Source organism: Actinokineospora bangkokensis, from assembly GCF_001940455.1.
GTDB classification, from domain to species: domain Bacteria; phylum Actinomycetota; class Actinomycetes; order Mycobacteriales; family Pseudonocardiaceae; genus Actinokineospora; species Actinokineospora bangkokensis.
The window spans coordinates 18096-43080 of sequence record NZ_MKQR01000019.1; the positions used below are offsets into that span (position 1 = coordinate 18096).

Below are 24985 nucleotides of genomic sequence, written 5' to 3' on the forward strand. Positions count from 1 at the left end.
CGGTCTGCCTCACTGCCGCACCGGGGGACGCGGGTGGTCGAGCACGCCGCGCAGCTCGCGGGCGATGACGGCCACGTTCGGGGGGTCGATCATGGTGAGGTGGTCGCCGGGGACCTTGACCACCTCCAGCGCGGGGGCGTGCTCGTCCCAGCCGAGCGTGTCGTCCGCGCGCTTGTACCGCGGGTCGAGCTGGGTGGTGAGCGGGTGCGGTTCCTTGGCGCGGAACAGCACCACCCGGCCGTCGTAGGGGCGCGGGGTGTAGTTCTCCGCGACCCGGGCGTCCACGTAGGACGTGTACTGGTGGTGCAGGGCGGCGGCGCCCATGCCCTCGACGTTGGCGGCCAGCGACTCGATGATGTAGCGGATCTGCTGCTCGTCGTCGAGGCCGCGCAGCCGCTGCGGCGACAGGTCCAGGTCGACGCCGTAGGTGTCCTGGATGTGCTCGGCGAAGCGGGCGAACCGGTCGAGGTTGACCTGCTCCTGCGACACCGGCAGCGCGCTCTCCAGCGGCAGGATGGTGTCGATCATCGCGACCACCTCGACCTGCTCACCGGCGGCGGTGAGCAGCTGGGCGAGCTGGTAGGCCAGCAGGCCGCCGAAGGACCAGCCGCCGAGCCGGTAGGGGCCCTCGGGCTGGACCTCGCGCAGCATCGCCAGGTAGCGCTCGGCCTTGGCCTCCAGGGTGTCCACGTCGTCGAGGCGCTCGAAGCCGTAGACGGGCACGCCCGGCCCCATCAGCTGCACCAGCGAGCGGTAGACGCTCGTGGGGCCGCCCGCGGGGTGGAACAGGAAGACCGGGGTGCCGGTGTCGCAGGCCTGGAGCACCCGCAGCGGCTTGCCGCCGTTGCCCTCGATCTGCTCGCGCAGCAGGTCGGCCATGGCGGCCACGGTGGGTTCGGCGAACAGCTCGGCCTGGCCGGGCACCGACTCCAGCTCGCGCTCGACGGCCTTGTGCACCTGCTCGGCCTGCGCCTGGTCGCCGAGGCCGAAGAAGTTGTCGTGCACGCCCGGCTCGGGCACCTGGAGCACGTCCTGCCAGATGCGGGCCACCCAGCGCTCGGAGGGGTCGCGCGGGCCGACCTTGCGCGGGCCCGCCTTGGCCTGGCGGGCGGCGCGGTCGGCCGGGTCGGCCTCGCCCAGCCCGGAGGCCGAGGACAGGTAGTCGGCGAGCTCGGCCAGGCTGGCGCCGCGCAGCAGCAGCGGCACCGGCAGCGGCAGGCCGAAGTCGCGCTCCACCGCGCCGCGGGCGCGCATGGCCAGCAGCGAGTCCAGGCCGAGCTGGGTGAGCGGGACGTAGCGGTCGATGCGCTCGGCGGCGAAGCCCATCAGCTCGGCGATGATGCCGACCAGGTGGTCCTCCAGGGCGGCGCGGGCGGCGGCGGGGGCCATCGCGCGCAGCTCGGCCATGCCCGCCCAGTCCGCCGACCCCGCGGTCGCCGCCTGCTCGGCGGGCTTGACCAGCTCGAAGAACGGGCGGGTGGCCAGCTGCGGGAACAGCGACATCGTGGTGCCCAGGTCGAGCCGGGCGATGCCGGTGGCGGCGCGGCCGTCGGCCAGGACGGCGGCCAGCGCCTGCATGCCCTCGGCGGGGCCCAGCGGGTCCAGGACGGGGTTGTCCTTGCCGACCGCGCCGCCGACCTCGTCCCAGGCGCCCCAGTTGACGGTGGTGGCGGGCAGGCCGTGGGCGCGGCGCCAGGCGACCAGGGCGTCGAGCCAGGCGTTGGCGGTGGCGTAGGCGCTCTGGCCCGGGGAGCCGAACAGCGCCGCGGCCGAGGAGTACATGAGCCACCAGTCGAGGTCGTGCCCGGCGGTGGCGTGGTGCAGGGCGAGCGCGCCGCCCGCCTTGGCGTGCCAGACGGTCGCGAGGTCGTCGGCGTCGAGGGTGGCCAGGGCGCCGTCGGCCAGGACACCGGCGGCGTGCAGGACGCCGCGCAGCGGGACCCCGCCCTCGGTGGCGGCGGCGACCAGGTCGCGGGCCACCTCCTCGGCGGCGACGTCCCCGGCGACGACGCGCACGTCGGCGCCGAGTTCGCGCAGCCGCGCGACCAGGGGTTCGGTGTCGGGAGTCAGGCCGCGGCGGCCGGAGAGCACGACGCGGGTGGCGCCGCGCTCGGCCAGCCAGCGGCCCGCGAGCAGGCCCAGGCCGCCGAGGCCGCCGGAGACGACGTAGGCGCCGTCGCGGACGACGGGGTGCTCCCCGGACTCGTCGACCTCGGCCTTGGCGAGCTTGGCGGTGTACCGGGCGCCGCCGCTCCAGGCGACCTCGTCCGCGGCGTCGTCGGCCAGCAGCTCGGTGGCCAGCTGCGCGGTCCACTCCGGACCGTCGAGGTCGACGGTGGTGGCGCGGAGTTCGGGGTTCTCGAAGGCGAGCACGCGGGCCAGGCCGCGCAGCGCGCCCTGGTCGGGCGAGCCGGGGCCGTCGAGGGCGGTGGCGCCGCGGGTGGCGATCCACAGCCGCGGCGGGGTGCGGCCGGGTTCGGTGCCGCCGGTGAGCTGGGCGACCAGCGCGGACACGGCGAGCACGTTGGCGCGGGCGGTGGCGGGGGTGAGCCCGTCGGAGCCCGCCGCCGCGAACACGACCCCGGCCGGGGTGCGCCCGGCGAGCGCGGCGGGGTCGACCGCGGGAAGGCAGGTGACCTCGGCGCCCAGGTGCGCGCGCAGCTCGTCCACCCAGTCCGGTTCGGAGTCCGCGACGACCACCCAGGTGCGGCCGTCCACCTCGGACCGCTCGACGTCGGCGCGCTCCCACTCGGCGGCGAAGGCCTTCTCCGCCAGGGGCAGCGGCACCGAGGAGCGGCGCATCCGGCGCACGTAGACGCCGGTGACGTCGACCACGACGGCGTCGTCGGCGTCGACCAGCTGCACCGCGCCGACCAGGCCGTCGAGGCCGTCGTCGAGCGAGTCCAGCCGGGCGTCGACGCGCACGGCGGTGCCCGGGTCGCCGAAGACCCGCACCCGGCCCAGCGACAGCGGCAGGTAGGTGCCCCCGCCCGCGCTGATCCGGTCGAAGGCCGCGGCGGCCAGGGCGTGCAGGGCGGCGTCGGACAGGGCGGGGTGCAGCACGTACCCGGTGGCGCGCCCGGCCTCGGCGGGCAGGGCGAGGGCGGCCGAGGCGGTGCCGGGGCCCGCGACGACGTCGGACAGGCCGCGGAAGGCGGGGCCGTAGGCCTGGCCCATCTCCGCCATGGCCGGGTAGAGGTCGACGGCGGTGCCGCCGGTGGTGCGGCCCAGCGGTTCCACCGCGTCCTCGCGGCGGCGCACGGTGGCCGAGGCGTGCCGGGTCCAGGCGCCGGAGGCGGACTTGGTGCTGACCGTGACCACACCGGAGTCCTTGCCGGTGAGGGTGAGCGAGGTGGTGACCTCGGTGCGCGCGGCCAGCGGCAGCACCTGGGTCAGCTCGACGTCGCGCACCTCGACCGGGCCGCGCAGCGCCTCGCGGGCCGCGGCCAGCGCCAGCTCCAGGTAGGCGGTGCCGGGGAAGATCGCGACCCCGTGAGCGGCGTGGTCGGTGATCCAGGGCTGGGCGTCGGTGCCGACGTCGGCGCGCCACAGGTGGCGGTCGCCCTCCGGCAGCTCGATGTGCACCCCGAGCAGCGGGTGGCGCCCGGCGGGGACGGCGGCGGCGCGCGGCTTGGGCCAGAACCGGTGGTGCTCCCAGCGCGGGCCGGGCAGCGCCACCGGGGGCAGCGCCTCGTGCCGGGTGGCCAGCGCGGTGGGGTGGCCCAGGGTGTGCAGGGTGGCGAGGCTGGTGAGGAAGGTGGCCCGCTCGTCGTCCTTGCGGTGCGCGCTGGGCAGGCCGACGACCTCCCGGCCCAGGCCCGCCGCGGTCTGCTCCAGGGCCGACAGCGCGATCGGGTGCGGGGAGATCTCGACGAACCGGGTGTGCCCGTCGGCGATGGCGGCGGTGAGCGCGTGGGCGAAGCGCACCGGGCGGCGCAGGTTCTTCACCCAGTACTCCACGTCGAAGGCCGGGACCTCGCGCGGGTCGTCGAGCACGGAGGTGTAGCTGGGGGTGCTGGTCGCGGTGGCGGTGAGCCCGGCCATGCCCGCGCGGAACTCGTCGAGCACCGGCTCGATGGCGGGCGAGTGGCCCGCGCCGCCGACCTTGAGCCTGCGGGCGAGGCGGCCGAGGCCGTCCACGTGGGCCATCAGCGCGACGACCTCGTCGGTGTCGCCGGTGACGGTGCACTGGGTGGGCGAGGCGTAGACGGCGACGCTGACCGAGGGGAAGCGCGGGGCCAGCTCGTCGAACTCGGCCGGGGACAGCTCCACCACGGCCATCGTGCCCAGGCCGGAGTCGTTGATGCCCGACAGCAGCCGGGCCCGGGTGGTCATGACCTTGAGGCCGTCGACCACCGACAGCGCGCCCGCGGTGACCGCGGCGGCGACCTCGCCCATGGAGTGCCCGACGACCGCGGCGGGCTCGACGCCGTGCGCGCGCCACAGCGCGGCCAGCGCGACCTGCACGCCGAACAGGGCGGGCTGGGTGGCGGCGAGGTCGGGCAGCTCCTGGGCGCCGGAGAGGACCTTGCGCAGCGAGAACCCGGTGACCGCGCGGAAGTCGACGTCGAGGTCGTTGACGGCGTTGCGGAAGGCGGGCTCGGTGGCCAGCAGCACCCGGCCCATGGCCTCCCAGTTCGAGCCGTAGCCGGAGAACAGGAACACCACGTCGGCGTCGTCGCGGCGGCTGGTGCCGGTGACCACGCCGGGGGCGGGCTCGCCGCGGCCGAGCGCGCGCAGCGACCCCACCAGGGCCTCGCGGCCCGCGGCGACGACGGCGCCGCGCACCGGCAGGTGCTCGCGGCGGCGGGCCAGGGTGGCGGCGACGGCGCCGAGGGCGGGGGCGTCCTCGCCCGCGGCGTCGAGGAAGTCGGCCAGGTCGCCCGCGCGGGCGGCCAGGGCGGCCGAGGAGCGCGCGGACAGGGCGAGCACGTGGGTGTCGGTGGCGTCGGTGCGCGGCACGCGCTTGCGCTTGGCGGGCCACTCCTCCAGCACCACGTGGGCGTTGGTGCCGCCGAAGCCGAAGGCGGACACGCCCGCGCGGGCGCGGCCGGAGTAGCGCGGCCACGCGGTCGGCTCGGGCACCACGCGCAGGCCCGCGCCGTCGAAGTCGATGTTGGGGTTTGGCTCGCGGTAGTGCAGGCTCGCGGGCAGCCGGTCGTGGCGCATGGCCAGCACGACCTTGATGAACCCGGCGATGCCCGCCGCGCCCTCCAGGTGGCCCAGGTTGGACTTGACCGAGCCGAGCAGCAGCGGCCGGTCGCCCGCGCGGCCCGCGCCGAGCACCTGGCCCAGGGCGGTGGCCTCGATCGGGTCGCCGAGGAAGGTGCCGGTGCCGTGCGCCTCGACGTAGTCCACCCCGGACGGGTCGAGTTCGGCGGTGGCGTAGGCGTCGCGCAGCAGGTCGGCCTGGGCGTCGGGGTTGGGGGCCATCATGCCGTTGGAGCGGCCGTCGGAGTTGACCGCGCTGCCGCGCACGACCGCGAGCACCCGGTCGCCGTCGCGGCGGGCGTCGGTGAGCCGCTTGAGCACGACCACCCCGCAGCCCTCGCCGCGCACGATGCCGTCGGCGGCGGCGTCGAAGGCCTTGCACCGGCCGTCGGCGGCCAGCACGCCCGCGCTGTGGAAGTTGGCGAACACCGCCGGGCTCAGCAGCAGGTTGACCCCGCCGACGATGGCGTGGTCGGTCTCGCCGCGGCGCAGCGACTGCACGCCGTGGTGCACCGCGACCAGCGACGAGGAGCACGCGGTGTCCACGGTGAGCGACGGGCCGCGCAGGTCGAGCAGGTAGGACAGCCGGTTCGCGGCGATGCTGGCCGCGGCGCCGGTGCCCGACCAGGCGTCGATGGAGGGCAGGTCGACCATCGTCAGGTGCCCGTACTCCACCGCGGACAGCCCGACGAACACCCCGGTGCGGCTGCCGCGCAGCGAGCGGGGGGTGATGCCCGCGTCCTCCAGGGCCGCCCAGGTGACCTCCAGCAGCAGCCGCTGCTGGGGGTCCATGGCCTCGGCCTCGCGCGGGGTGATGCCGAAGAACGCGGCGTCGAACCCGGCCACGTCGTCGAGGAAGCCGCCGAGGCGGGGCAGGCCCTCCAGGTCGTGGGCGGGGGCGAACTGCTCCCAGCGGCCCGCGGGCACCTCGGAGATGGCGTCGCGGCCGCCTGCGAGCAGGTCCCAGAAGCCCTCCGGGGAGTCCACCCCGCCCGCCAGGCGCACGCCGAGGCCGACCACGGCGATGGGCTCGCCGGGCTCGACCCGGGTGGCGCCGAGCGCGCGGACCCGCTCGCCCGCCTCGCCCTCCAGCTTCTCGACCAGGGCGCGGATGGTGGGGCTCTCCCAGGCCAGGGTGGGCGGCAGCGGCCTGCCCAGCCGCTGGCCCAGCTCGCCGGACAGCGTCACCGCGTCGCGCGAGGACAGCCCCAGCTCGGTGAGCGGGCGCTCGGGGTCCACCTCGGACACCGGGAGCTTGCGCAGCTCGGCCACCCGCTCGACGAGCCAGCCGAGCAGGGTGTCCGAGGGGCCTGGCGTGGTCATCGCGGGCGTCCGTCCGTGAGGGTGCCCTCGGCCCAGCGCTTGCGGCACACCGCGCGGCTGACCTTGCCGCTGGAGGTGCGCGGCACGCCGCCGGGCTCGACGATGAGCACGTCGTGCAGCGACAGGCCGTGCGCGCGGGAGACCGCGTCGGTGACGGCCTTGGTGACCTCGGCCCGGTCGAGCTCCTCGGCGGAGACGACCTTGGACCGCTCCAGCATGACCACCACCTGCTCCTGGCCGTCCTGGCCGCCGGTGAAGGCGGAGAAGGCGACCAGGGCGTGCTTGCGCACCGCGGGGTGGGCCTGCTCGGCGGTGGCCTCGATGTCCTGGGGGTAGTGGTTGCGGCCGTCGACGATGATGAGGTCCTTGATGCGGCCGGTGATGTAGAGCTCGCCGTCGTGCAGGACGCCCAGGTCACCGGTGCGGAACCAGCCGCGGCCGTCGACGCCGCGCCCGTCGAAGCCGTCGTCCTCCAGGTACCTGCCGAAGGACTCCGCGGTCTGCTCGGGGCGCTGCCAGTACCCGGCGGCGATGTTGACCCCGGACAGCCAGAGCTCGCCCACGGTGCCCTCGTCGACGAGCTTGCCCGACTCCGGGTCCACCATGCGCAGGTGCTGGTCGACCGGGCGGCCGCAGGACACCAGCCGGGAGGTGGGGGCGCCCCCGGCGGCGGGGGTGGCCAGGCCGCGGGTGAGCGCGTCGCGGTCGAAGTCGGTGGCGCGCGGCAGCGAGCCCTGCTCGCTGGCGGCGACGAGCACGACCGCCTCGGCCATGCCGAAGGAGGGCCGGTGCGCGGTGCGCTCCAGGCCGCAGCCCGCGAAGGCGTCGGCGAAGCGGTCGATGGCGCCCATGGTGATCGGCTCGGAGCCGTCCACCAGGGACACCACGTCGGACAGGTCCAGCAGGGCCTTCTCCTGCTCGGTGATCCGGGAGGCGGCGTAGGCGTAGGCGAAGTTCGGCGCGGCGGTGACCCCGCCCGCGGCGTCGGCCAGCGCCTGCACCCAGCGGAAGGGCCGCTCCAGGAAGGCGATCGGGTCCATCAGCACGACCGGGTTGCCGGAGTACACCACCACGCCCAGGGCGAGCACCAGGCCCATGTCGTGGAACAGCGGCAGCCAGCTCACCAGGGTGTAGTCGCCGTCGGGGGCGCCGTAGCACGCGCAGTTCTGCCGGGCGTTGTTCACCACGTTCCGGTTGGTGATCATGACGCCCGCGGGGATGCGGGTGGACCCGGAGGTGTACTGCAGGTAGGACACGTCGTCGGGCTGGGGGACGAACTCGGCGTAGTCCGCGGCGCGCTCGTCGGGGATGGTGTCGATCGAGGCGGTGTGGGCGATGGACAGGCCCTTGTCGGCGAGGTAGGCGTCCAGGGTGGCGCGCTGCTCGTCGAGGGTCAGCGCCATGGTGGGCGCGCAGTCGGCGAGCACCGCGGCCAGCCGGTCGGCGTGGCCGGGCAGGTCCGGCGGGAACAGCGGCACAGCGATGGCGCCCGCGCGGATCGCGCCGAGCAGGCCGGCGACGTACTCGGTGGACTGGCGGGCCAGCACGACGACCCGGTCGCCGGGGGCGGTGTGCGCCTGCACCTCGGCGGCCACGGCGCTCACGCGGGCGTCCAACTGGGCCCAGGTGACGGTGGTGGCGACGCCGTCGAAGCTGGTGCGGTAGTCCAGGTAGGTGTAAGCGGGCTCGTCGGGGCGCTCCTGCGCCCACCACGCGCACAGGGTGGCGAGCGAGTCGTTGCCCACCTCGGACCCCGCCACCGGGCTGTCGGTCCGCACACCAGAAGTCATCGTGTCCCGTCCTCAGGGGGTCGTCAGGGGCTCGCGCGGCGGGGCGCGCTCGGCGGCGTTTGTGCGCGCGGAATGGCCGTCAGCGTTCCCTGCTTTTCGCGGCAACCGGTCCGGCCGATCCGAAAAAATGATGTGGACCACCCTCGGTTCACCATATTTTCCGGCCTACCGGGTGTCAACCATTCGGTTTTGCGACGGCTACTCCGACTTCGTGGAAACAATGTTTTTGAGCGTCCCGCGGACAACTGCGGCCCGCGCTGTTGTCAGTCGCACAACAGGGTCTGGGGGCCGGTTTTCATCCGGCGGTGACAAATCCTGCTCCCCCGGGACCGGCGCGGGCGGCCGGTCCCGGGGGCGCGGGTCAGCCGGTCCCGGCGGTCTCCTCGGCGTGGAACTGCTCCTCCAGCTGCTCGGGGCTGTAGTCGAGGTCGATCGCGGCGGCCGACATCCCGCGCGCGCCCTCGATGGCGCCGAGGCGGCGCATCGCGCGCCCCGCGGCGTACTCCATGACCCCGTCGAGCTGCATCTGGAACGGGTCGCCGTCGAACTGGGTGGTGGTGTACTGGATCTGGTTGATCGCGTGCGGCACCAGCCTGCCCATCTCGTCCTGCACCACCTGCCAGTTGCGGTCGTCGGCGGCGACGTGGCGGCGGCAGGTGAAGGTGCCCCAGGCCATGTGGCGGCGCTCGTCGGAGCCGATCCAGCGGATCAGCTCCTGCAGGCCGGGCAGGATGCCGTTGGCCTTGCAGGCCTTGTTCCACACGTGGTAGCCGGTGAGCGCGAGCACGCCCTCGACGACGTGGTTGTAGACCACCGAGGCGCGCACCTGGTTGGCCGGGCTGGGGTCGTGCTCCAGGGCGCCGAGGGCGTTGGGCAGCGCGTCGTAGAAGATCGCCCGGTAGCCGGGGTTGTCCTCGACGTAGGGGTGCAGGTCCTCCTTGACCCCGACCGCGTCCAGCCAGATCCGGAAGGCCTGGGTGTGCTTGGCCTCCTCGAACACGAACTGGGTCAGGTACATCTCGTCGCCGAAGCGGCCCTCGCGGCCCATCGCGCGCAGGAACGGCTGGATGTCCTGGGTGACGGCCTCCTCGCCGCCGACGAACTGCGCGCACAGCATGGTGGCGATGTGGCGCTGCTCGTCGGTCATCGCCGCCCAGTCCTCGGCGTCGCGGCTGAAGTCGATCGACGCGGGGTCCCAGAACCGGCGGTTGCCCTTGGCGAACAGGCGCAGCGGCAGGGCGTCCCAGTCGAGGCTGCCCTTGCTCAGGGCGTGGAACTGGGAGCGGCGCTCGGTCGCCGCGGGGTCGCTGACGTCGGTCACGGGTGGCTCCTTCGTGCGGTGGGGAGGTCGGTGTCCGCGGCGCTGCGGGGGTCAGCGGGCGAGCGGGACATCGATCCACGACGGGTCCGCGGGCGAGGACCGGAAGCCGATCTTGCCGCCGTCGGTGTTCTTGTCGATGAACAGCGCGTCCTTGGTGTCCACGGCGAAGGCGAGCCGGTGGCCCGCGGCGACGTCGTAGGCGGTGGGGGTGAACACCAGGTCCAGCGGCAGGGCCTGCCCGGGGGTCTTGCCGTTCCAGGTGTAGGGCACGTAGTTGATCAGCTTGCCGGTGCCGAGCTGGTCGACGTCGTAGACGTAGGCGACCACGGTGCCCTGGGCCTTGGGCGGCACCACGGTCAGGTGGGCGGTGATGTCGCCGCGCACCTTCTGCGTGGTGGCGGCCTTCGGGCCGTACCAGATGGCGCCGCTGCCCTGGTCGAACAGCTGGAGCATGGCGGTGGGCGGGTTCCCGCTCAGCGCCTCCAGGGTGTAGGTGACCAGCGGGATGCCGCCGTTGGCGACGGTGTCGCGGTTGTTGTTCACCTGGGTGGTGAACTCCGCGGCGGGCGGGGTGGCGCCGAGCTGGGCGTTGCCCGCGAGGAACCCGCCGGGCTTGGGGCCCAGGAACAGCTTGCTGGAGGCCTGGCCCTGGGCGGAGGCCCAGTCGCGGCGGCCCTCGGGCTTCTGGGTGCCGGGGCGGGGGTAGACCTGCACGGGGGGCTCGGCGGCGATGGAGGTGTCGGTGCCCGCGACGTAGGCGTCGAACCAGCGGTCGACGGAGTCCCACACGCCGCTGGGCAGGCCGAGCAGGCCGCCGGACTCGGTGGCGGCGTGGTCACCGGGCAGCAGCTCCATGCGCTTGGGGCCGGTCAGCGCGGTGTAGAGGTCGGCGATCTGGCCGGGCTCGAAGACCGTCTCGCTCCAGGTCTGCAGGAACAGCGCGGCGGGCTTGTTCCGGTTGATCTCGGCGATGTGGTTGACCGGCGAGCGCGGCTGCGCCCAGGCCTTGACCGCCGCGTCCATCTCCGGGGTCAGCTTCGGGTCGTAGATGCTGGCGAGCATCTTGTCGGCCTCGGGGCTGAGCCTGCCGTTCATCTTGCCGGACAGGTGCAGCACCAGGGCGGTGAGCTGGTGGCGGGTGTCGTTGGTCGACAGCGAGCGCACCAGGTCGCTCCAGCCGCTCATCGACACCACGGCCTTGATGCGCGGGTCGTTGCCGGAGGCCAGCACGCCGATGCCCGCGCCGTAGGACACCCCGGCGACGCCGACCCTGGCCGGGTCGGAGGCGGTGTTGGCCAGGCCCCAGTCGATGACGTCGGAGACGTCGTCGATGTCGGCCTGGCCCGCGACCTGCACCTCACCGCCGGACTCGCCGAAGCCGCGGGTGCCGTAGGACAGCACCGTGTAGCCCTTCTCGGCCAGCTTCTTGGCGGGCATGATGTTCTGGGTGACCCCGCCGCCCCAGGCGCTGATGAGCACCGCCAGCGGGTGCGGGCCCGCGGCGCGCGGCTCCATCACCATGGTCCGCAGCGTGACGCCGTCGCGGACGGCCACGTCGACCATGGTCGTCTCGAAACCGTCCTGCTGAGCACCGGTGGCCCCGGGGACCCAGGCGACCAGACCGGCCACCACGGCGACCGCGGCGGCGAGCGCGGCTCGTTTGCGCGACATCCGAACACCCATTCCGACGTGTGGGGTGGAATCTGCCCGCCCACCCTGCCCCGCCGCACAGGTCTCACCGCGACGGGAAGTGTGCGGGTGGAATGCGGAATCGAAATTGGCATTCCTTTTATAAGACCGACAATGTGAAGGTAGCACCGGCAATATTTTGGGGTCAAGGCCGGTACCAGACCGGTGGAGAACTTGCTCGACACCGACAAAACGACCCGGCGCGCTGCTCACGATCCAAGCAGCGGCAAAACGTGAAAAAATCCCGCCGGGTGCCTGCTCCTGGCCGCTCGTGACCACCTCGGACACCCCTCGACCGGCGTTGGGGTACCGAGCAGTCCGCTCGGGTATCACTTCGTACACACCCGCCGTCGAGTTCCGCTGAGCGGTGACACTGTTACGGCACGGTGTTACAGCCGTGCAAACAACCGCGGCGCGCCGGGGGGCACCCTCCCGGGTGGACCGGCGACCGGGCATGCTGGGGCGGTCCACCGCACGGAGGGAAACTGGTGATCAGCACGAAGGCACTGCCGTTCAACAAGTTCCGGGTGACGTTCACCCTGGACGCGGGCGACCCGCCAGGACCGGTCAGCGTGGTCGGCTGCTTCAACGGCTGGACGCCGGGCTCGCACCGGCTGCGCCCGCGGCCCGGTGGCCTGCGCTCGGCGGCCGTGGTGGTCAGCGCGGGCAGCACCGTGTCGTTCCGCTACCTCACCGACGACGGCACCTGGCGCGACGACCCGGACGTGGCCGACCGCGACGAGCACGGCAACGCCGTCATCACCGTCTAGGCCCGTCCTCGACACCTGCTCTGCGGGAGTCGTGATCAGGTCGGACGCCCGCGGTGCCCGGACGAGGGACCTCGTACCGGGTTGCGCTCGGTCCCTCGGCCGGTGCCGCAGGCGTCCGACCTGGCGCGGCCATCGCTGGACGAGGCTGTTGCGGACAGGTCCCAGGGGTCCGGGGCGGCCCGGCGACGCCCTACCCGGGCCGCCCCACCTGCCCGGCCAGGCTGTCGAAGGCGGCCGTGACCTGCGGGATCAGCGCCGCCGGGTCGTGCCCGGCCAGCTCCCGCCCGGCCTGGAAGCAGGCCCTGGCCAGCAGCGGCGCCAGCACGGCGGTGCGCGGTTCGGCGCCCAGGCCGCGCAGGATCTCCCCGGCCAGCTCCGCCAGGGCCGCCAGCTTGCGCGCGCCCCGGTCGGCCAGCTCGGCGTTCTGCGCGATCAGCCGCTCGCGCAGGCGGTAGTGCGCCGGGTCGGACACCGACTCGGCGCAGATGGACAGCACCACCCCGCGCAGCAGCTCCAGCGCGGTGCCCAGGTCGGGCGCCTTGGCCACCGGCATCGGCTCGTAGCGGGCGCGCAGCTCGTCGAGCAGCTCCTGCTCGCCCGCGAACACGACCTCCTGCTTGTCGCCGAAGTGGCGGAAGAACGTGGTCCGCCCGACCTCCGCCCGCTCGGCGATGTCGGCCACGGTGACCTGGGCGTACCCGCGCTCGGTGAACAGCGCGTAGGCCGCCGCGACGATGTCGTGGCGGGCTTTGGCGCGCTTGCGCTCGCGCAACGACGGCCGCTGGTCCACGACCGGCGACTGTAGCGGCGGGCGGTACCGCGTTCCAGGTGGGTCGGCGTCCGCGTCGGGACGCCGTCCGCCCCGCGGCGCCCCGCGGTGGGTGACACCGACCGCTCCGCGCGCCACGACCGCGACGCGGCGGTCCCCCGGGTTCACCGGCGGTGTGAGTGGCACCACACCCCCGGACGCGCCGGAGCCCCGCGCGTCCGCGCGGGGCTCCGGGTCGACCACCGGTGGTCAGGCGACCTTGAGGGAGATGTCGTCCAGGACGAAGCTCGTCTGCAGGCTGGAGTCCTCGGTGCCGGTGAACTTCAGCGTGAGGGTCTGCCCGGCGTACTGGCCCAGGTCGAGGGTCTTCTGCACGTAGCCGCTCGCGGCGTCGACGTTGGACAGGGTGCCCAGCGTCGTGGAGCCGAGGGCGACGGTGAGCGTGTCGTAGACGCGGGTGCCGCTCTCGGCGGTGTCGATGTGCACCCAGTAGGTCAGCGTCGAACCGGTGCACCCCGCCGGGATGCTCACCGACTGCGACGCGCTCTCGGTGTTGGTGGTGCCCCGGCCGTTCAGCCAGGCCTTCCAGGTGCCGGTGCGGGCGGGCTGGGAGGTCGAGCTGTCGCGCACCCCGGTGCTCAGGGTCCACGGCGTCGTGCCCGACTCGAAGCCGCCGTTGGTGACCGCCTCGGCCGCCACGCACCCGGTGCCGGGGGTGGAGACCGCCTGGTTCCAGATCGCGTACGCCACGCCGTCCGCGGCCCGGTCGAGCGCGGTGGCGTTGATGTTGCTCGTGGTGTCGCAGGAGCTGTGGTAGCAGGAGTCGTAGGCGGCGTTGGCGGTGCCGCCCCACTTGCTCGCCTGGGCGCTGGTCTTGCGCGCCGAGGCGCCGGTGGCGTAGCCGGAGGTCGGGATGCCCGCGTTCTTGAACGAGTAGTCGTCGGAGCGGCCGACGCCCTCGGTGTTCTCCTCCGGCGACAGGCCCAGGGAGTCCCAGTAGGCCTTGAGCGGCGCCGCGGTGGCGGTGGTGATGTTGTTGATGAAGTAGCCGCCGTTGCGCGAGCCGACCATGTCGAAGTTGTAGTACCCGGAGATGGCCGAGCGCTGCGCCGAGGTGAGCTGGTTGACGTAGAAGCGGGAGCCGAGCAGGCCGGACTCCTCGTCGGTCCACCAGGCGAACCGGACGTGCTTGGTCAGCGCGGGGTTGGCCGAGGCCAGCGCGAGCGCGTTCTGCAGCAGCACCGCCGAGCCGGAGCCGTTGTCGTTGATGCCCGGGCCCGCCGAGACGCTGTCGAGGTGGGCGCCGAACATCACCGTGCGCGAGGTGTCACCGCCGGGCCAGTCCGCGATGAGGTTGTTGGAGCGGTAGTTGCACGTGGTGCAGGTCTGCTCGGAGACGGTGAAGCCCGCCGCCTGGAGCTTGCCCTTGATGTAGGCGACCGACGCGGTGTACCCGGCCGACCCGGCGCGGCGGTTGCCGCCGTTCTGGGTGGCGAGGGTGTTGAGCTGGGTCAGGTGCGCCTGCACGGCGGCGACGTCGATGTTCGGCGCCGCGGCCGCCTGGGCGGGCGCGGCGGCGGTCAGACCGTCCACCGTGGACGAGGGGGCGAACGCGGTGCAGGTGGGGTCCGCGGTGGCGGGGACGCTGACGGCGTTCCACGCGGCCTTGGTCTTGTTGTACAGCGCGCAGGACGCGTCGAGGTTCTTCGCCGCGGTGAGGGTGGCGGTGCGGTACTTCTTGTAGGTCATGCCGCTGGTCTTGAGCAGCATGCCGCCGTAGAACACCTTGCCCGCGGTCTGGATGCCCGCGCCGGTGACGGTGCTGGAGTTGCACGTCGGGCTCGACGGCTTGCCGCCGCCGGGGTTCGAGCCCTCGGCCAGCAGGTAGAACCAGTGGTTGAGCGGACCCGCGGCCGCGTGCACCTCGGTGTTGGGGATCGCCGAGGAGTAGCAGTTGGGGTGGTTGTTCACCAGCGACGGGTTGTACATGTTGCGGATCGGGCCGTTGCCCACCAGGTTCACCACCTCGCCGACCAGGTAGTCGCCGGGGGTGTCGTAGGGGGAGGGCTCGTTGGCGTAGGCCTCGGTCAGCGCGCCGAAGATGTCACCGGTGCCCTCGCCGAGCCCCGCCTCGCCGCCCGCGCCGCCGGGGGTGAACTGGTCGAGGCCGTGGCCGTACTCGTGGCCGACGACGTCCATCGAGCCGATCCACTCGTTGGCGTTGTTGTGCCCGATGGTGACGCTGCTGCCGTTCCAGTAGGCGTTGACGGTGTTGTAGCCCACCCGCGCGGGCCAGCTGCCGCCGTTGCCGTTGTGGCCGTTGCGCCCCAACCAGTTCTTCAGCATGTCCCACTCCTTCTGCGCCGCCCACATGGTGTCGACGCAGCCGGTCTCCTTGCTGGTGGGGTTGCCGGTGCCCCAGGAGTCGGTGGACTTGCTGAAGACCTGGCCGGTGCTGTAGTCCGAGCACTGGAGGCCGGGCCGGGTGAGGTCCTTGAGCTGGTAGGTGGTCCCGCTCTTGCTGGTGGTGATGGTCAGCGGGTTCGGGCCGTTCCACTTGCTGGTGCCGGTGCCGTGCTCGACGTCGTCGTGCTGGTCGAGCACCGCGCCGGTGAGCGCGTCCACCCACACCGTCAGGTGGCTCTCGCTCTCGGTGGTGTAGCCGGAGAGCACCGTCTGCCACGCCAGCTTCGCCGTGCCACCGGTCACCTTGACCACCAGCCGGGTCGACTCCACCGAGTCGACCTTCGCCAGGCGGGACTTGGCGGTGGTCTCGGCGGCCTGCGCGGTCACCTTCGGCGTGGTGCCCACCGCGACCTTGACCTCGGTGGCCTTGCTGGCGGCGCGGACCGCGCCCGTGCTGTCGGACAGCAGGGTCGCGTCACCGCCCACCACGGGCAGCCCGCGGTAGGTGCGCTCGTAGGAGACGGAGTAGAGCCCGTCCACCCACGGCGTCACCACAGCGCGCCGGTAGGCCTCGTCGGCACCGGCGCCCAGGGCGCCCGCGGCGACCCGGTCGGCGCCGGTCAACGCCGCGGTGAGCGCGTCGGCCGCCGGGGGCGCCGCGGGCGCGGCCCCGGCGGGCGCCCCCAGGGCCACCACGGACCCGGTCACCACGGCCAGGAAGACCCCGGCCGCCACCGTTCTGCGTGTCATCGATGCTCCTTCTGGGCAGGGAGGCACCCGGCGGCGGGACAGGGGGTCCGCCGGGTGGGGAAGCAGCGCACCCGAGCATCGGACGGCGCCCCAGCGCGATCAACACCCCGACCGCAGCCGTCAAAGATGTGTCAAATCCCCGCCCCCGCCCCACCTCCCGGCCCGCGACGGTGATCGGGGACAAGACGGCGGATGACAGAAGGGATCGAGCCACCCGACCCGCCGAGCCGAGAACGATGCCGGGCAGGGACGTGCGGCGGGAGGGATCAAACCGGGCGGCAGGGGGTTGAACAGCTCTACGCGGGCACCCCGGTCAGCACTGCGGCGTCGGCGAGCAGGTCCGCCGTGGTGACGGGGCAATCCGCGGCGGCGGCCCACACCAGGCCCTGCCCCAGCCAGGCCATGCCCAGCGCGTCCTGGCCGCGCGCGGCGCGCAACCCGCCCGCCACGCGGGCGAAGTGCGCGGCCAGGACCAGCAGCACCGGCGACCCCGCCGGGGCCATCCGGTGCAGCGCCCACTCCACCGTCGCGAGGTCGTCCGCCGCGGCGCACTCGCCCAGCAGCGCGGTGAGCACGTGCACCAGGTCGCTGCCCGCCTCGTGCCCCAGCCGGGCCAGCAGCACCCGCGCCCGCGCCGCCGAGGGCACCGCGCACCCGGTGGTGCCGTGCTCCGGGCAGCGCGCGGTCAGCCGCGCGGGCCAGCGCACCGGGAGCACCGCGACGCCGGGGTCGGCACCGGGCAGCAGCGACAGCAACGTCCCACGTGGACGGTCGTCGACCAGCGCCAGCAACCCACCGCCCGCGCCCAGCGCGACGTCGGCGGCGCGCGCCAACCCCGGTGGCGGCAGCCGGACCCCGCCCTCCACCTTGGAGATCAGGCTGTGGTGGTAGCCGACGCGCGCGCCCAGTTCGGCCTGGGTGAGCCGCGCCGCCCGCCGGTGCGCCCGCAGGGCCCGTCCGAACCCGGCCGTCACATCGCCTCCCGACCCGTCCGTCACCACGAACCAACGGAACGTAACACCGCGCGCGGACGGCGATAAGGGCTGCTCAGGGGCAAGTTTTGAACGTTCCCACTTGCGCGCGCCGCGCCCCGCGCGGCACCGCGGGCCAGCGAACCGGACAAAACCCCTGCGGCAGCACAACTCCGGCGCCACCGCCGTCACCGCGGGCACACCGCGTCGCCCGGCGGGGCGGCCCGGCGCGGATTAACCTCGGGCCGGTGGCGGAGAGCGAGACGCACCCAGGCACCCCGGGCAGCACTGCGCACAAGGGCGGCGCGGGGACCGCGCCCACCCCCGAGGGCGGCGGTGAGAGCACGCTGACCGTCGTGCTCGCCGGGTCGGTGAACCTGGCGATCGCGGTGCTCAAGCTGATCGCGGGCCTGATCACCGGGTCGGCGGCGATGCTGTCGGAGGCCGCGCACTCGGTGGCCGACACCATCACCGAGATCCTGCTGCTGACCGCGCTGCGGGTCTCGGCCAAGCCCGCCGACCGCGAGCACCCGTTCGGCTACGGCAAGGCGCGCTACTTCTGGTCGCTGCTCGCCGCGGTGTCGATCTTCGCGTCGGGCGCGGTGTTCGCCCTCTACGAGGGCTTCGCCACCGTCTTCGGCGAGGCCGAGGAGCAGACCTCGCCGGTGTGGGCGTACGCGGTGCTGGCCATCGCCTTCGTGCTGGAGGGCACCTCCTGGGCCCAGGCGCTGCGGCAGGTGCGGCGCGAGGCCAGGGAGATGGGCCGCAGCTTCGTGCGCGAGCTGCGCGAGAGCGACGACCCCACCTCCAAGACCGTGCTCTACGAGGACTCCGCGGCGCTGACCGGCCTGCTGCTGGCGTTCGCGGGCGTCGGCCTGCACCAGCTCACCGGCTCCCCGGTGTGGGACGGGCTGGCCTCCATCGCCATCGGCGTGCTGCTGGCCGGGGTGGCGTTCCTGCTCGGGCGCACCAACGCGGGCCTGCTCATCGGCAGGCAGGCCGACCACGGCCTGGTGCTCGCCATCCGCGACCAGATCGCCGCCGCCGAGGAGGTCGAGGCCGTGGTGGACCTGCAGACGATGCTCATCGGCACCGACCGGGTGCTGGTGTGCGCGCGGGTCGACTTCGTCGACACCCTCACCGCGGGCGAGCTGGAGCGGGTGTGCGTGCGGCTCGCGGGCGACCTGCAGGAGCGGCACAGCGACGTGGCCGAGGTGTTCCTCGAACCGGTGCCCCGCTCGAACGAGGACCTGCGCGCGGCCGTGCTGGCCCGCTACGGCGCGGGCACCCGCATCTCCGAGGTGGTCCAGGACCACCGCGCCGACGACCCCGCCGAGCAGGGCGGGCGGGACGGGTCCGGGCACCCGGCCTGAGCCCGGCGCGGGAGGCTACAGCGTGGCCTGCGCCACGCCGCGCAGTGGGTTGCTCACGCAGTGCTGACCGGTGGTGGCAGGATCGAACCGTGTCGATCTCTACACCGAATCGTGAGACGGAAGTGTCAGCAGAGCAGACCGTGCGCTTCACCCCGATCCCCTCGGCGGTGAAGCACTCCCCCACCCCCGCACCCCGCACCCCCTCGGGCGCCCTGCCTCGGCCCCGGCCCCGCAAGCCGCTGTACAAGCGGATCGCCCGCAGGATCCTCGGCGAAGGCCTGCTCACCAAGCGCTGAGCCCGCCGGACCACGTGCGGAAGGCCCCCGCTGCCCGAGCAGACGGGGGCCTTCGCACGTCAGGACCCCGCGCGCACGGCCTGCCCGAGCGCCGCGACCGCCGCGCGCAGCTGGTCGTCGCGCAGGTAGGGGGCGGGCCCGAAGCGCAGGTGCTGCCCCCGGCTGTCGGTGGACACCCCCGCCCGCGCCAGCGCCTCGTGCAGCCGCGCCGCGCGCGGGGAGCGCAGCGACAGGAACCCGCCGAACGCCTCCCGCGGCCCCGGGTAGCGGCTGATCACCTCCGGCGGCAGGTCGAGCGCGTCGAACTCGTCGGCCAGCAGGGCGTTCTGGTGCAGGGACACCGCGCGCAGCGCCTCGGGGGTCAGGCCGTGCTCGGCGAAGAAGCCCAGCACGGAGCACGCCCGGTAGTGGCTGACCGGGTCGTAGGTCGCCCCGGCGAAGCGGGCCGCGCCCGAGCCGTAGGCCACGGTGAACGGGTCCGCCGACGCGGCCAGGGTGTCGAACTCGGCGTACCAGCCGGTGATCACCGGCCGCGCCGACTCCGCCTGCGGGGGCAGGCGCAGGAAGCAGTTGCCCTCCCCGAGCTGGAGGTACTTGTACCCCCCGCCCACCACCCACGCCTCGTCGAGCCCGGTCGCATCGAAGGGCAGCGCGCCGAGGGCGTGGTAGGTGTCGACGAGCAGCTGCGCGCCCACCCGCCCGCACGCCGCGGCCAGCCCGCCCAGGTCCGGGACGACGTGCGCGGTCTCGTAGAGCACGGCCGAGACCAGCACCGCGGCCGTCCGGTCGTCCACTTCGGACGCCAGCCGCTCGGCCAGGGTGGCGGCGGGCAGCGCGGGCACCCGCACGACCTCCAGGTGCTCGCCCAGCCGCGACAGCTGGCGGCGCAGGGTGTGGAACTCGCCGTCGGTGGTGACCAGCCGCGGCCGCGAGCGCAGCGGCAGCGCCGACAGGAACCGCAGCACCAGCTCGTGCGTGTTCACCCCGAGCGCCACCGGGCCGCCGCCGACCAGCGCCGAGTACGCCGCGCGCACCCGGTCGGCCTTGGCGAACGCCCGCCCCCACTTGGCGTCGACGTCCAGCGCCGCGTCGGTGAAGGCCTCGACCTGCCCGTGCAGCGCCACGTCCGGCCACGCCTGGTGGGAGTGCCCGGTGAGCAGCAGCCGCTCGGCCACCCGGAACCGGGAGTAGTGCGGCGCCAGCTCCCCCGCCAGCTCCCCTGCCTGCTCGTCGCTCACAGCGCCCCCCGCACGGCCCACAGGTCGGGGAACACCGGGGTGAACAGCGTGCCCCGCAGGTACGCGGCGCCGGGCGACCCGCCGGTGCCCAGCTTGGCCCCGATCGTGCGCTCGACCATCTTCACGTGCCGGTAGCGCCACTCCTGCAGGCCCTCGTCGAGGTCGACCAGGTGCTCGGCCACCGTGGACGGGCCGCCGTCGTCGGCGTAGACGGCGAGCAGCACCTCCTGCAGCGCGGGCGAGGGCTCCCACGGCTTCGCCACGTCCCTGGACAGCAGCGGCGCGGGCACCTCGTAGCCGTGCGCGACGAGGTAGGCCAGGAAGGAGTCGAACACCGACGGCCTGCTCATCGCCGCCGCCAGCGACCCCACCCCGGCGTGGTGGTCGAGCACGCGCGGGTCGCGGCGGCCCAGCACCGCCTCCAGCTCCCGGAACTGCCCGGACTGGAACCCGCTGGAGGCGTCCAGGCGGGCCCGGAAGCTGGTGAACTGCGTCGGGGTCATCGTCTCCAGCACGTCGACCTGGGCCACCACGACCTTGAGGATCGACAGCACCCGGCGCAGCGTGCGGTTGGCGTGCGCGGTGTCGCCCGCCGCCAGCACCCGCTGCAGGTGCGCCAGCTCGTGCAGGACCTGCTTGAACCACAGCTCGTACACCTGGTGGATGACGATGAACAGCGGCTCGTCGTGCTCGTCCGAGCGGGGCCGCTGCGCCCCCAGCACCTCGTCGAGCGCCAGGTAGGACGAGTAGGTCAGCGTCGCGTCGTGCGCCACGGGTCCCTCCGATCGGGCGGCGGGCGCGGGGGTCCCCCGCGCGGGTCGCCCCAGCCAAACACGCCGGGGGCCCGCGGGGGTGCGCGGCCCGCGGGAGCGTCGGTCCCCCCTGCCATGATCGCGGCATGACCGACGAGGCCTTCTGGCAGCTGATCGGCCGGGCCGTCGAGCAGCCCGGCGACCGCGACGAGCGCGCCGAGTGGCTCACCGAGGAGCTGACCAGGCTCCCCCGCGCCCAGGTCGTCGACTTCGCGACCCGGCTGGCCGCCGTGCGCTGCCGCGCCGACACCCCCGCCCTCGCCGCCGCCGCCCGCCTCATCCACGCGGGCCAGTGCTCCGAGGACGCCTTCCGCTCCTTCCAGCTCTGGCTGCTCACCCTCGGCCGCGACCGCTTCGACACCGTCGTCGCCGACCCCGACGCCCTGGCCGACCTGCCCGAGGTGCAGGCGCTCGCCGCCCGCCCGGTGCGCGAGTGGTCCGCCCAGGACTGGCCGGAGTGGGAGAGCCTGGACTACGCCGCCCACGAGGCCTGGGCCGAGGGCGGCGGCGGGGAGTACGGGCTGGAGCAGGAGCTGCCGGGGGGCAGCGGCACGGTGTCGGCGCAGGCGCCGGTGCCGGTGGAGCTGCCCCGGCTGGCCGCCCTGTTCGGGGGGTGAGGGCCCCCGGCGCACGCCGCCCGTGACCAGGCGGGGCGCGGTGGGGGGAAGGTTCGCGGCGCGCGGCTTGTTACCGTGGTGTGGTGAACGTCGAGGTGACCCCGCTGCCCGGGATAGGCACGCGCCAGGACTTCGTGTCCCGATCCGGCCGACGGATCGGGGTGATCACGCACCGGGACGGGCACTTCGACCTGATCGTGTCCAAGCACGACGACCCGGACTCGTGCGTGGCGTCGATCCCGCTGACGGTGGACGAGTCGGGGGCGCTGGCCAACCTGCTCGGGGCGCCGCAGCTGGTGGCGTACCTGGAGGACCAGAACCGGGAGGTCGCCGGGATCAAGACCCGGCAGCTGCCGCTCGTGCCCGGCTCGCCGTTCGACGGCCGCACGCTGGGCGACACCGCGCTGCGCACGCGGACCGCGGTGTCGGTCGTCGCGGTGGTGCGGGCGGGCACCGTGCACCCGTCGCCCCGGCCGGACTTCGTCTTCGGCGGCGGGGACCTGCTGATCACCGTGGGCACCTCGGACGGGTTGGCCAAGGCCGCCGACGTCCTCGAACACGGCTGAGCAGGCGAGACCGGCCTGCCCGCCCGGTGCTGAGCGGCGCGGCCGGGTACCGCGACCGAACGAGAAAGCGCAGGACAATTGCACAACACCGCCATCTCCCTGATCGAGCTCGGGGCGGTCTTCTTCGGCTTGGGCGTGCTGGGCAAGCTCGCCTGGCGCATCGGCATCTCCCCGATCCCGCTCTACCTGGTCGGTGGCCTGGTGTTCGGCTCCGGGGGCCTGATCCCGCTCGACGGCATCGAGGGCTTCACGGCGCTCTCCGGTGAGATCGGGGTGGTGCTCCTCCTGCTGCTCCTCGGCCTGGAGTACTCCGCCGCCGAGCTGGTGACGGGGTTGCGCCGGTCCTGGGTGGCGGGGCTGGTCGACCTGGTGCTCAACGCCGCGCCGGGAGTGCTGGTGGCGTTCCTGCTCGGGTGGGGCCCGGTGGGCGCGCTGGCGATGGGCGGGGTCACCTACATCTCCTCCTCGGGCATCGTGGCGAAGGTCCTCGGCGACCTGGGCAGGCTGGGCAACCGGGAGACCCCGGTGGTGCTGTCGATCCTGGTGTTCGAGGACCTGGCGATGGCGCTCTACCTGCCGATCCTCACCGCCCTGCTGGCCGGGACGACGCTGCTGGGCGGGTTCACCGCGGTCGGCATCTCGCTGGTGGTGATCACCGTGGTGCTGGTGGTCGCGCTGCGGTTCGGCAAGTACGTCTCGATGGCCGTCGACAGCCCCGAGCCCGAGGTGTTCCTGCTGCGCGTGCTCGGCGCGGCGCTGCTGGTGGCGGGCATCGCCTCGCAGTTGCAGGTCTCGGCCGCGGTCGGGGCGTTCCTGCTCGGCATCGCGATCTCCGGCTCCACCGCCGAGAACGCCACCAAGCTGCTGGAACCGCTGCGCGACCTGTTCGCGGCGATCTTCTTCGTGGTGTTCGGCCTCAACACCGACCCGCGCACCATCCCCCCGGTGCTCGGCTACGCCGTCGCGCTGGCCGTGGTGACCACCCTGACCAAGGTCGCCACCGGCTGGTTCGCCGCGAGCAGGCAGGGCATCGCCAGGATGGGCCGGGCCCGCGCGGGTGCCGCGCTGGTCGCGCGCGGCGAGTTCTCGATCGTCATCGCCGGGCTGGCGGTGGCGGCGGGGGCGGTGGACGAGCAGCTGGCGGCGCTGGCGACGGCGTACGTGCTGCTGATGGCGATCCTGGGCCCGGTGGCGGCGCGCGTGGTGGAGCCGGTGGTGCGGGGGTTGCAGCGCAAGCGGGCGGAGCCCGCTGCCGCGTGATGCGAAGCCCGCTGGTGGCTCGATGCGGTGGTCGCGCTGCCAGAAAGGATGAAGGGCGGGACTAGGGAACAACAAGAGCGGGTTCTGGGGGCTTGGTCGCCCTCGGAACCCGCTCTTGTCGTGTCCCTGCCTGGGTCAGAGGCCCACGGCGGCGAAGAGGGAGCCGACTTCCTGGCGGTTGAGGGCGCGCAGGGAGCCGGGGCGCTGGTTGCCGAGGCGGACGTCGCCGACCTGGGTGCGGACGAGGCTGTTGACGGGGTGGCCCACCTGGTCGAGGAGGCGGCGGACGATGTGCTTGCGGCCCTCGTGCAGGACGACCTCGACGAGGGCCTTGCCCGCGTAGCTGTCGACGAGGCGGAAGGAGTCGACCTTGACCGGGCCGTCGTCGAGGACGATGCCGTCGCGCAGGCGGCGGCCGAGGTCGCGGGGGACGGGGCCGGGGACCTCCGCGAGGTAGGTCTTGGACACCTCGAACGAGGGGTGCATCAGGCGGTGGGCCAGGTCGCCGTCGTTGGTGAGCAGCAGCAGGCCCTCGGTGTCGGCGTCGAGGCGGCCGACGTGGAAGAGCTTGTCGGCGCGGTTGCGCAGGTAGTCGCCGACGCAGGGGCGGCCCTGGTCGTCGTCCATGGTGCTGTGCACCCCGCGCGGCTTGTTCAGCGCCAGGTACACCCGGTCCTCGCGGACGTTGACCCGCACGCCGTCGACGTGGATGACCGCCGAGGACGGGTCGACGCGCAGGCCCTGCTCGCGCACCACCTCGCCGTCGACCTGCACCCGCCCCTGGTCGATGAGGTCCTCGGCGACGCGGCGGGAGGCGATCCCGGCCGCGGACAGGACCTTCTGCAGGCGGATCCCCTCGGGGGAGGGCTGGGACCCGCGGGTGGGGCTAGGTGACATCGTCGATCGCTTCCACTTCCGGCAACAGCGGGGCGATCGGGGGGAGGTCCTCCAGCGAGGACAGCCCCAACCGCTCCAGGAACAACTCGGTCGTCGTGTACAGGATCCCACCCGTCTCCTGGTCGTTCCCGGCCTCCTCGATCAGGCCGCGGACCACCAGCGTGCGGATGACCCCGTCGACGTTCACCCCGCGCACCGCGGCCACCCGCGCGCGGGTCACCGGCTGGCGGTAGGCGATCACCGCCAGGGTCTCCAGGGCGGCCCTGGTGAGCTTGGCGCGCTGCCCGTCGAGCAGCAGCTTCTCCACCACCGGGGCGAACCGGTCGCGGGTGAACAACCGCCACCCCGGGCCCACCCGGCGCAGGTCGATGCCGCTGCCCGCCTCGGTGTAGCGGGCCTGCACGCGGCGCAGCGCCTCGCGCACGCGGCGCACCGGCTGGTCGACCGCGCCCGCGAGGACCTCGGTCTCCGCCGGGGCGTCGACCACCAGCAGCACGGCCTCCAGGGCGGCGTCGAGGTCGTCGTCGGCGGTCAGGTCGGGGAACCGCTGCCCGGTGGTGACCGCCTCCCCGTCGACCTCCTCCTCCGGCGGCAGGGCCGCGGCGAGCTGGGCCACGGCGTCCTCGGTGGCGCCGTCGACCAGGTCGGCGCCGTCGCCGTCGCCAGCAGTCAGCACCGCGCTGCCCTTGCCCGCCTCCTCCGGGTCCGCCATGGGCACCGGGCCGGGCGGCTCTCCCTGGTCGAGGGCGGGTTCCGGCGCGGGGTGGGTGGGCGCGGGCGCGTCCGGGGCGGGCGGCGGGTCGAGCACCCCGGTGCCCTTGCCCGCCTCCTGGGGGTCGATCCCGGCGCGGGGTGTGAACAGGCCCGCCAGCCGCTCGGCGACCTCGTCGCTGACGCGGAGGTGGTCGTCGCCGTCGGGGGTGGTG

The 24985-nt window shown here is 74.0% G+C and carries 17 protein-coding genes; 6 read left to right on the forward strand and 11 right to left on the reverse strand.

Annotated elements, in window-relative coordinates:
- Nucleotides 1-9: 9 nt before the first annotated feature.
- The 4 genes from BJP25_RS19715 to BJP25_RS19730 all read right to left on the reverse strand — a co-directional run bounded on the left by BJP25_RS19715 (nt 10) and on the right by BJP25_RS19730 (nt 11316).
- Nucleotides 10-6534, reverse strand: a complete 6525-nt coding sequence (locus tag BJP25_RS19715) for a type I polyketide synthase (protein WP_084794232.1) — start codon at nt 6532-6534, stop codon at nt 10-12.
- Nucleotides 6531-8324, reverse strand: coding sequence for a fatty acyl-AMP ligase (locus BJP25_RS19720; RefSeq protein WP_075976466.1), 1794 nt, complete (start codon nt 8322-8324; stop codon nt 6531-6533). Before BJP25_RS19720 ends, BJP25_RS19715 begins: the two co-directional genes overlap by 4 nt.
- Before the next feature lie 361 nt (nt 8325-8685).
- Entirely contained in the window at nt 8686-9645 is a 960-nt protein-coding gene (locus BJP25_RS19725) for a R2-like ligand-binding oxidase (protein WP_075976467.1), read from the reverse strand.
- Between the two features lie 51 nt (nt 9646-9696).
- A complete protein-coding gene (locus BJP25_RS19730) occupies nt 9697-11316 on the reverse strand; it encodes a CocE/NonD family hydrolase (protein ID WP_075976468.1) in 1620 nt (539 codons plus the stop codon).
- 506 nt (nt 11317-11822) lie between these two features.
- Here BJP25_RS19730 and BJP25_RS19735 point away from each other — a divergent pair.
- Nucleotides 11823-12104: a hypothetical protein gene (locus tag BJP25_RS19735; protein ID WP_075976469.1), complete on the forward strand. Its 282-nt coding sequence runs from the start codon at nt 11823-11825 to the stop codon at nt 12102-12104.
- Nucleotides 12105-12294: 190 nt separating this feature from the next.
- Here BJP25_RS19735 and BJP25_RS19740 read toward each other — a convergent pair whose 3' ends face one another.
- From BJP25_RS19740 to BJP25_RS19750, 3 genes are all read right to left on the reverse strand, one after another.
- Entirely contained in the window at nt 12295-12894 is a 600-nt protein-coding gene (locus tag BJP25_RS19740) for a TetR/AcrR family transcriptional regulator (RefSeq protein WP_075976470.1), read from the reverse strand.
- Between the two features lie 228 nt (nt 12895-13122).
- Nucleotides 13123-16029 carry a M28 family peptidase gene (locus tag BJP25_RS19745; RefSeq protein ID WP_143219211.1) on the reverse strand — a complete coding sequence of 969 codons (2907 nt, stop codon included), beginning with the start codon at nt 16027-16029 and terminating at the stop codon, nt 13123-13125.
- 296 nt (nt 16030-16325) lie between these two features.
- Entirely contained in the window at nt 16326-17003 is a 678-nt protein-coding gene (locus BJP25_RS19750) for a helix-turn-helix domain-containing protein (RefSeq protein ID WP_075976472.1), read from the reverse strand.
- A gap of 344 nt (nt 17004-17347) precedes the next feature.
- On the opposite strand from BJP25_RS19750, the gene BJP25_RS19755 reads away from it, so the two are divergent.
- Together BJP25_RS19755 and BJP25_RS34265 are read left to right on the forward strand one after the other, a co-directional pair.
- Entirely contained in the window at nt 17348-18373 is a 1026-nt protein-coding gene (locus BJP25_RS19755; protein ID WP_233158173.1) for a cation diffusion facilitator family transporter, read from the forward strand.
- A gap of 122 nt (nt 18374-18495) precedes the next feature.
- Entirely contained in the window at nt 18496-18669 is a 174-nt protein-coding gene (locus tag BJP25_RS34265) for a hypothetical protein (protein WP_158075690.1), read from the forward strand.
- Nucleotides 18670-18728: 59 nt separating this feature from the next.
- Here the strand turns inward: BJP25_RS34265 and BJP25_RS19760 are convergent, their stop codons facing one another.
- Together BJP25_RS19760 and BJP25_RS19765 are read right to left on the reverse strand one after the other, a co-directional pair.
- A complete protein-coding gene (locus BJP25_RS19760) occupies nt 18729-19907 on the reverse strand; it encodes a kynureninase/PvdN C-terminal domain-containing protein (protein ID WP_075976474.1) in 1179 nt (392 codons plus the stop codon).
- Nucleotides 19904-20680 (reverse strand): tryptophan 2,3-dioxygenase, encoded by a 777-nt coding sequence (locus tag BJP25_RS19765; protein WP_075976475.1) that lies wholly within the window; start codon nt 20678-20680, stop codon nt 19904-19906. The genes BJP25_RS19760 and BJP25_RS19765 overlap by 4 nt, the downstream gene beginning before the upstream one ends.
- Before the next feature lie 125 nt (nt 20681-20805).
- Here BJP25_RS19765 and BJP25_RS19770 point away from each other — a divergent pair, with 125 nt between their 5' ends.
- The 3 genes from BJP25_RS19770 (at nt 20806) to BJP25_RS19780 (ending at nt 23162) form a co-directional block, all read left to right on the forward strand.
- Nucleotides 20806-21336, forward strand: a complete 531-nt coding sequence (locus BJP25_RS19770; RefSeq protein WP_075976476.1) for a DUF4240 domain-containing protein — start codon at nt 20806-20808, stop codon at nt 21334-21336.
- Between the two features lie 83 nt (nt 21337-21419).
- On the forward strand, nt 21420-21902 hold the full coding sequence (locus BJP25_RS19775; RefSeq protein WP_075976477.1) for a cation:proton antiporter regulatory subunit: 483 nt from the start codon (nt 21420-21422) through the stop codon (nt 21900-21902).
- Between the two features lie 78 nt (nt 21903-21980).
- Nucleotides 21981-23162: a cation:proton antiporter gene (locus tag BJP25_RS19780; protein WP_075976478.1), complete on the forward strand. Its 1182-nt coding sequence runs from the start codon at nt 21981-21983 to the stop codon at nt 23160-23162.
- Nucleotides 23163-23297: 135 nt separating this feature from the next.
- On the opposite strand, the gene BJP25_RS19785 is transcribed toward BJP25_RS19780, so the two are convergent.
- Nucleotides 23298-24059 (reverse strand): pseudouridine synthase, encoded by a 762-nt coding sequence (locus BJP25_RS19785; protein ID WP_075976479.1) that lies wholly within the window; start codon nt 24057-24059, stop codon nt 23298-23300.
- Complete coding sequence (scpB, locus tag BJP25_RS19790; protein WP_075976516.1) at nt 24049-24771, reverse strand: SMC-Scp complex subunit ScpB; 723 nt, start codon at nt 24769-24771, stop codon at nt 24049-24051. Before scpB ends, BJP25_RS19785 begins: the two co-directional genes overlap by 11 nt.
- Nucleotides 24772-24985 lie beyond the last annotated feature (214 nt).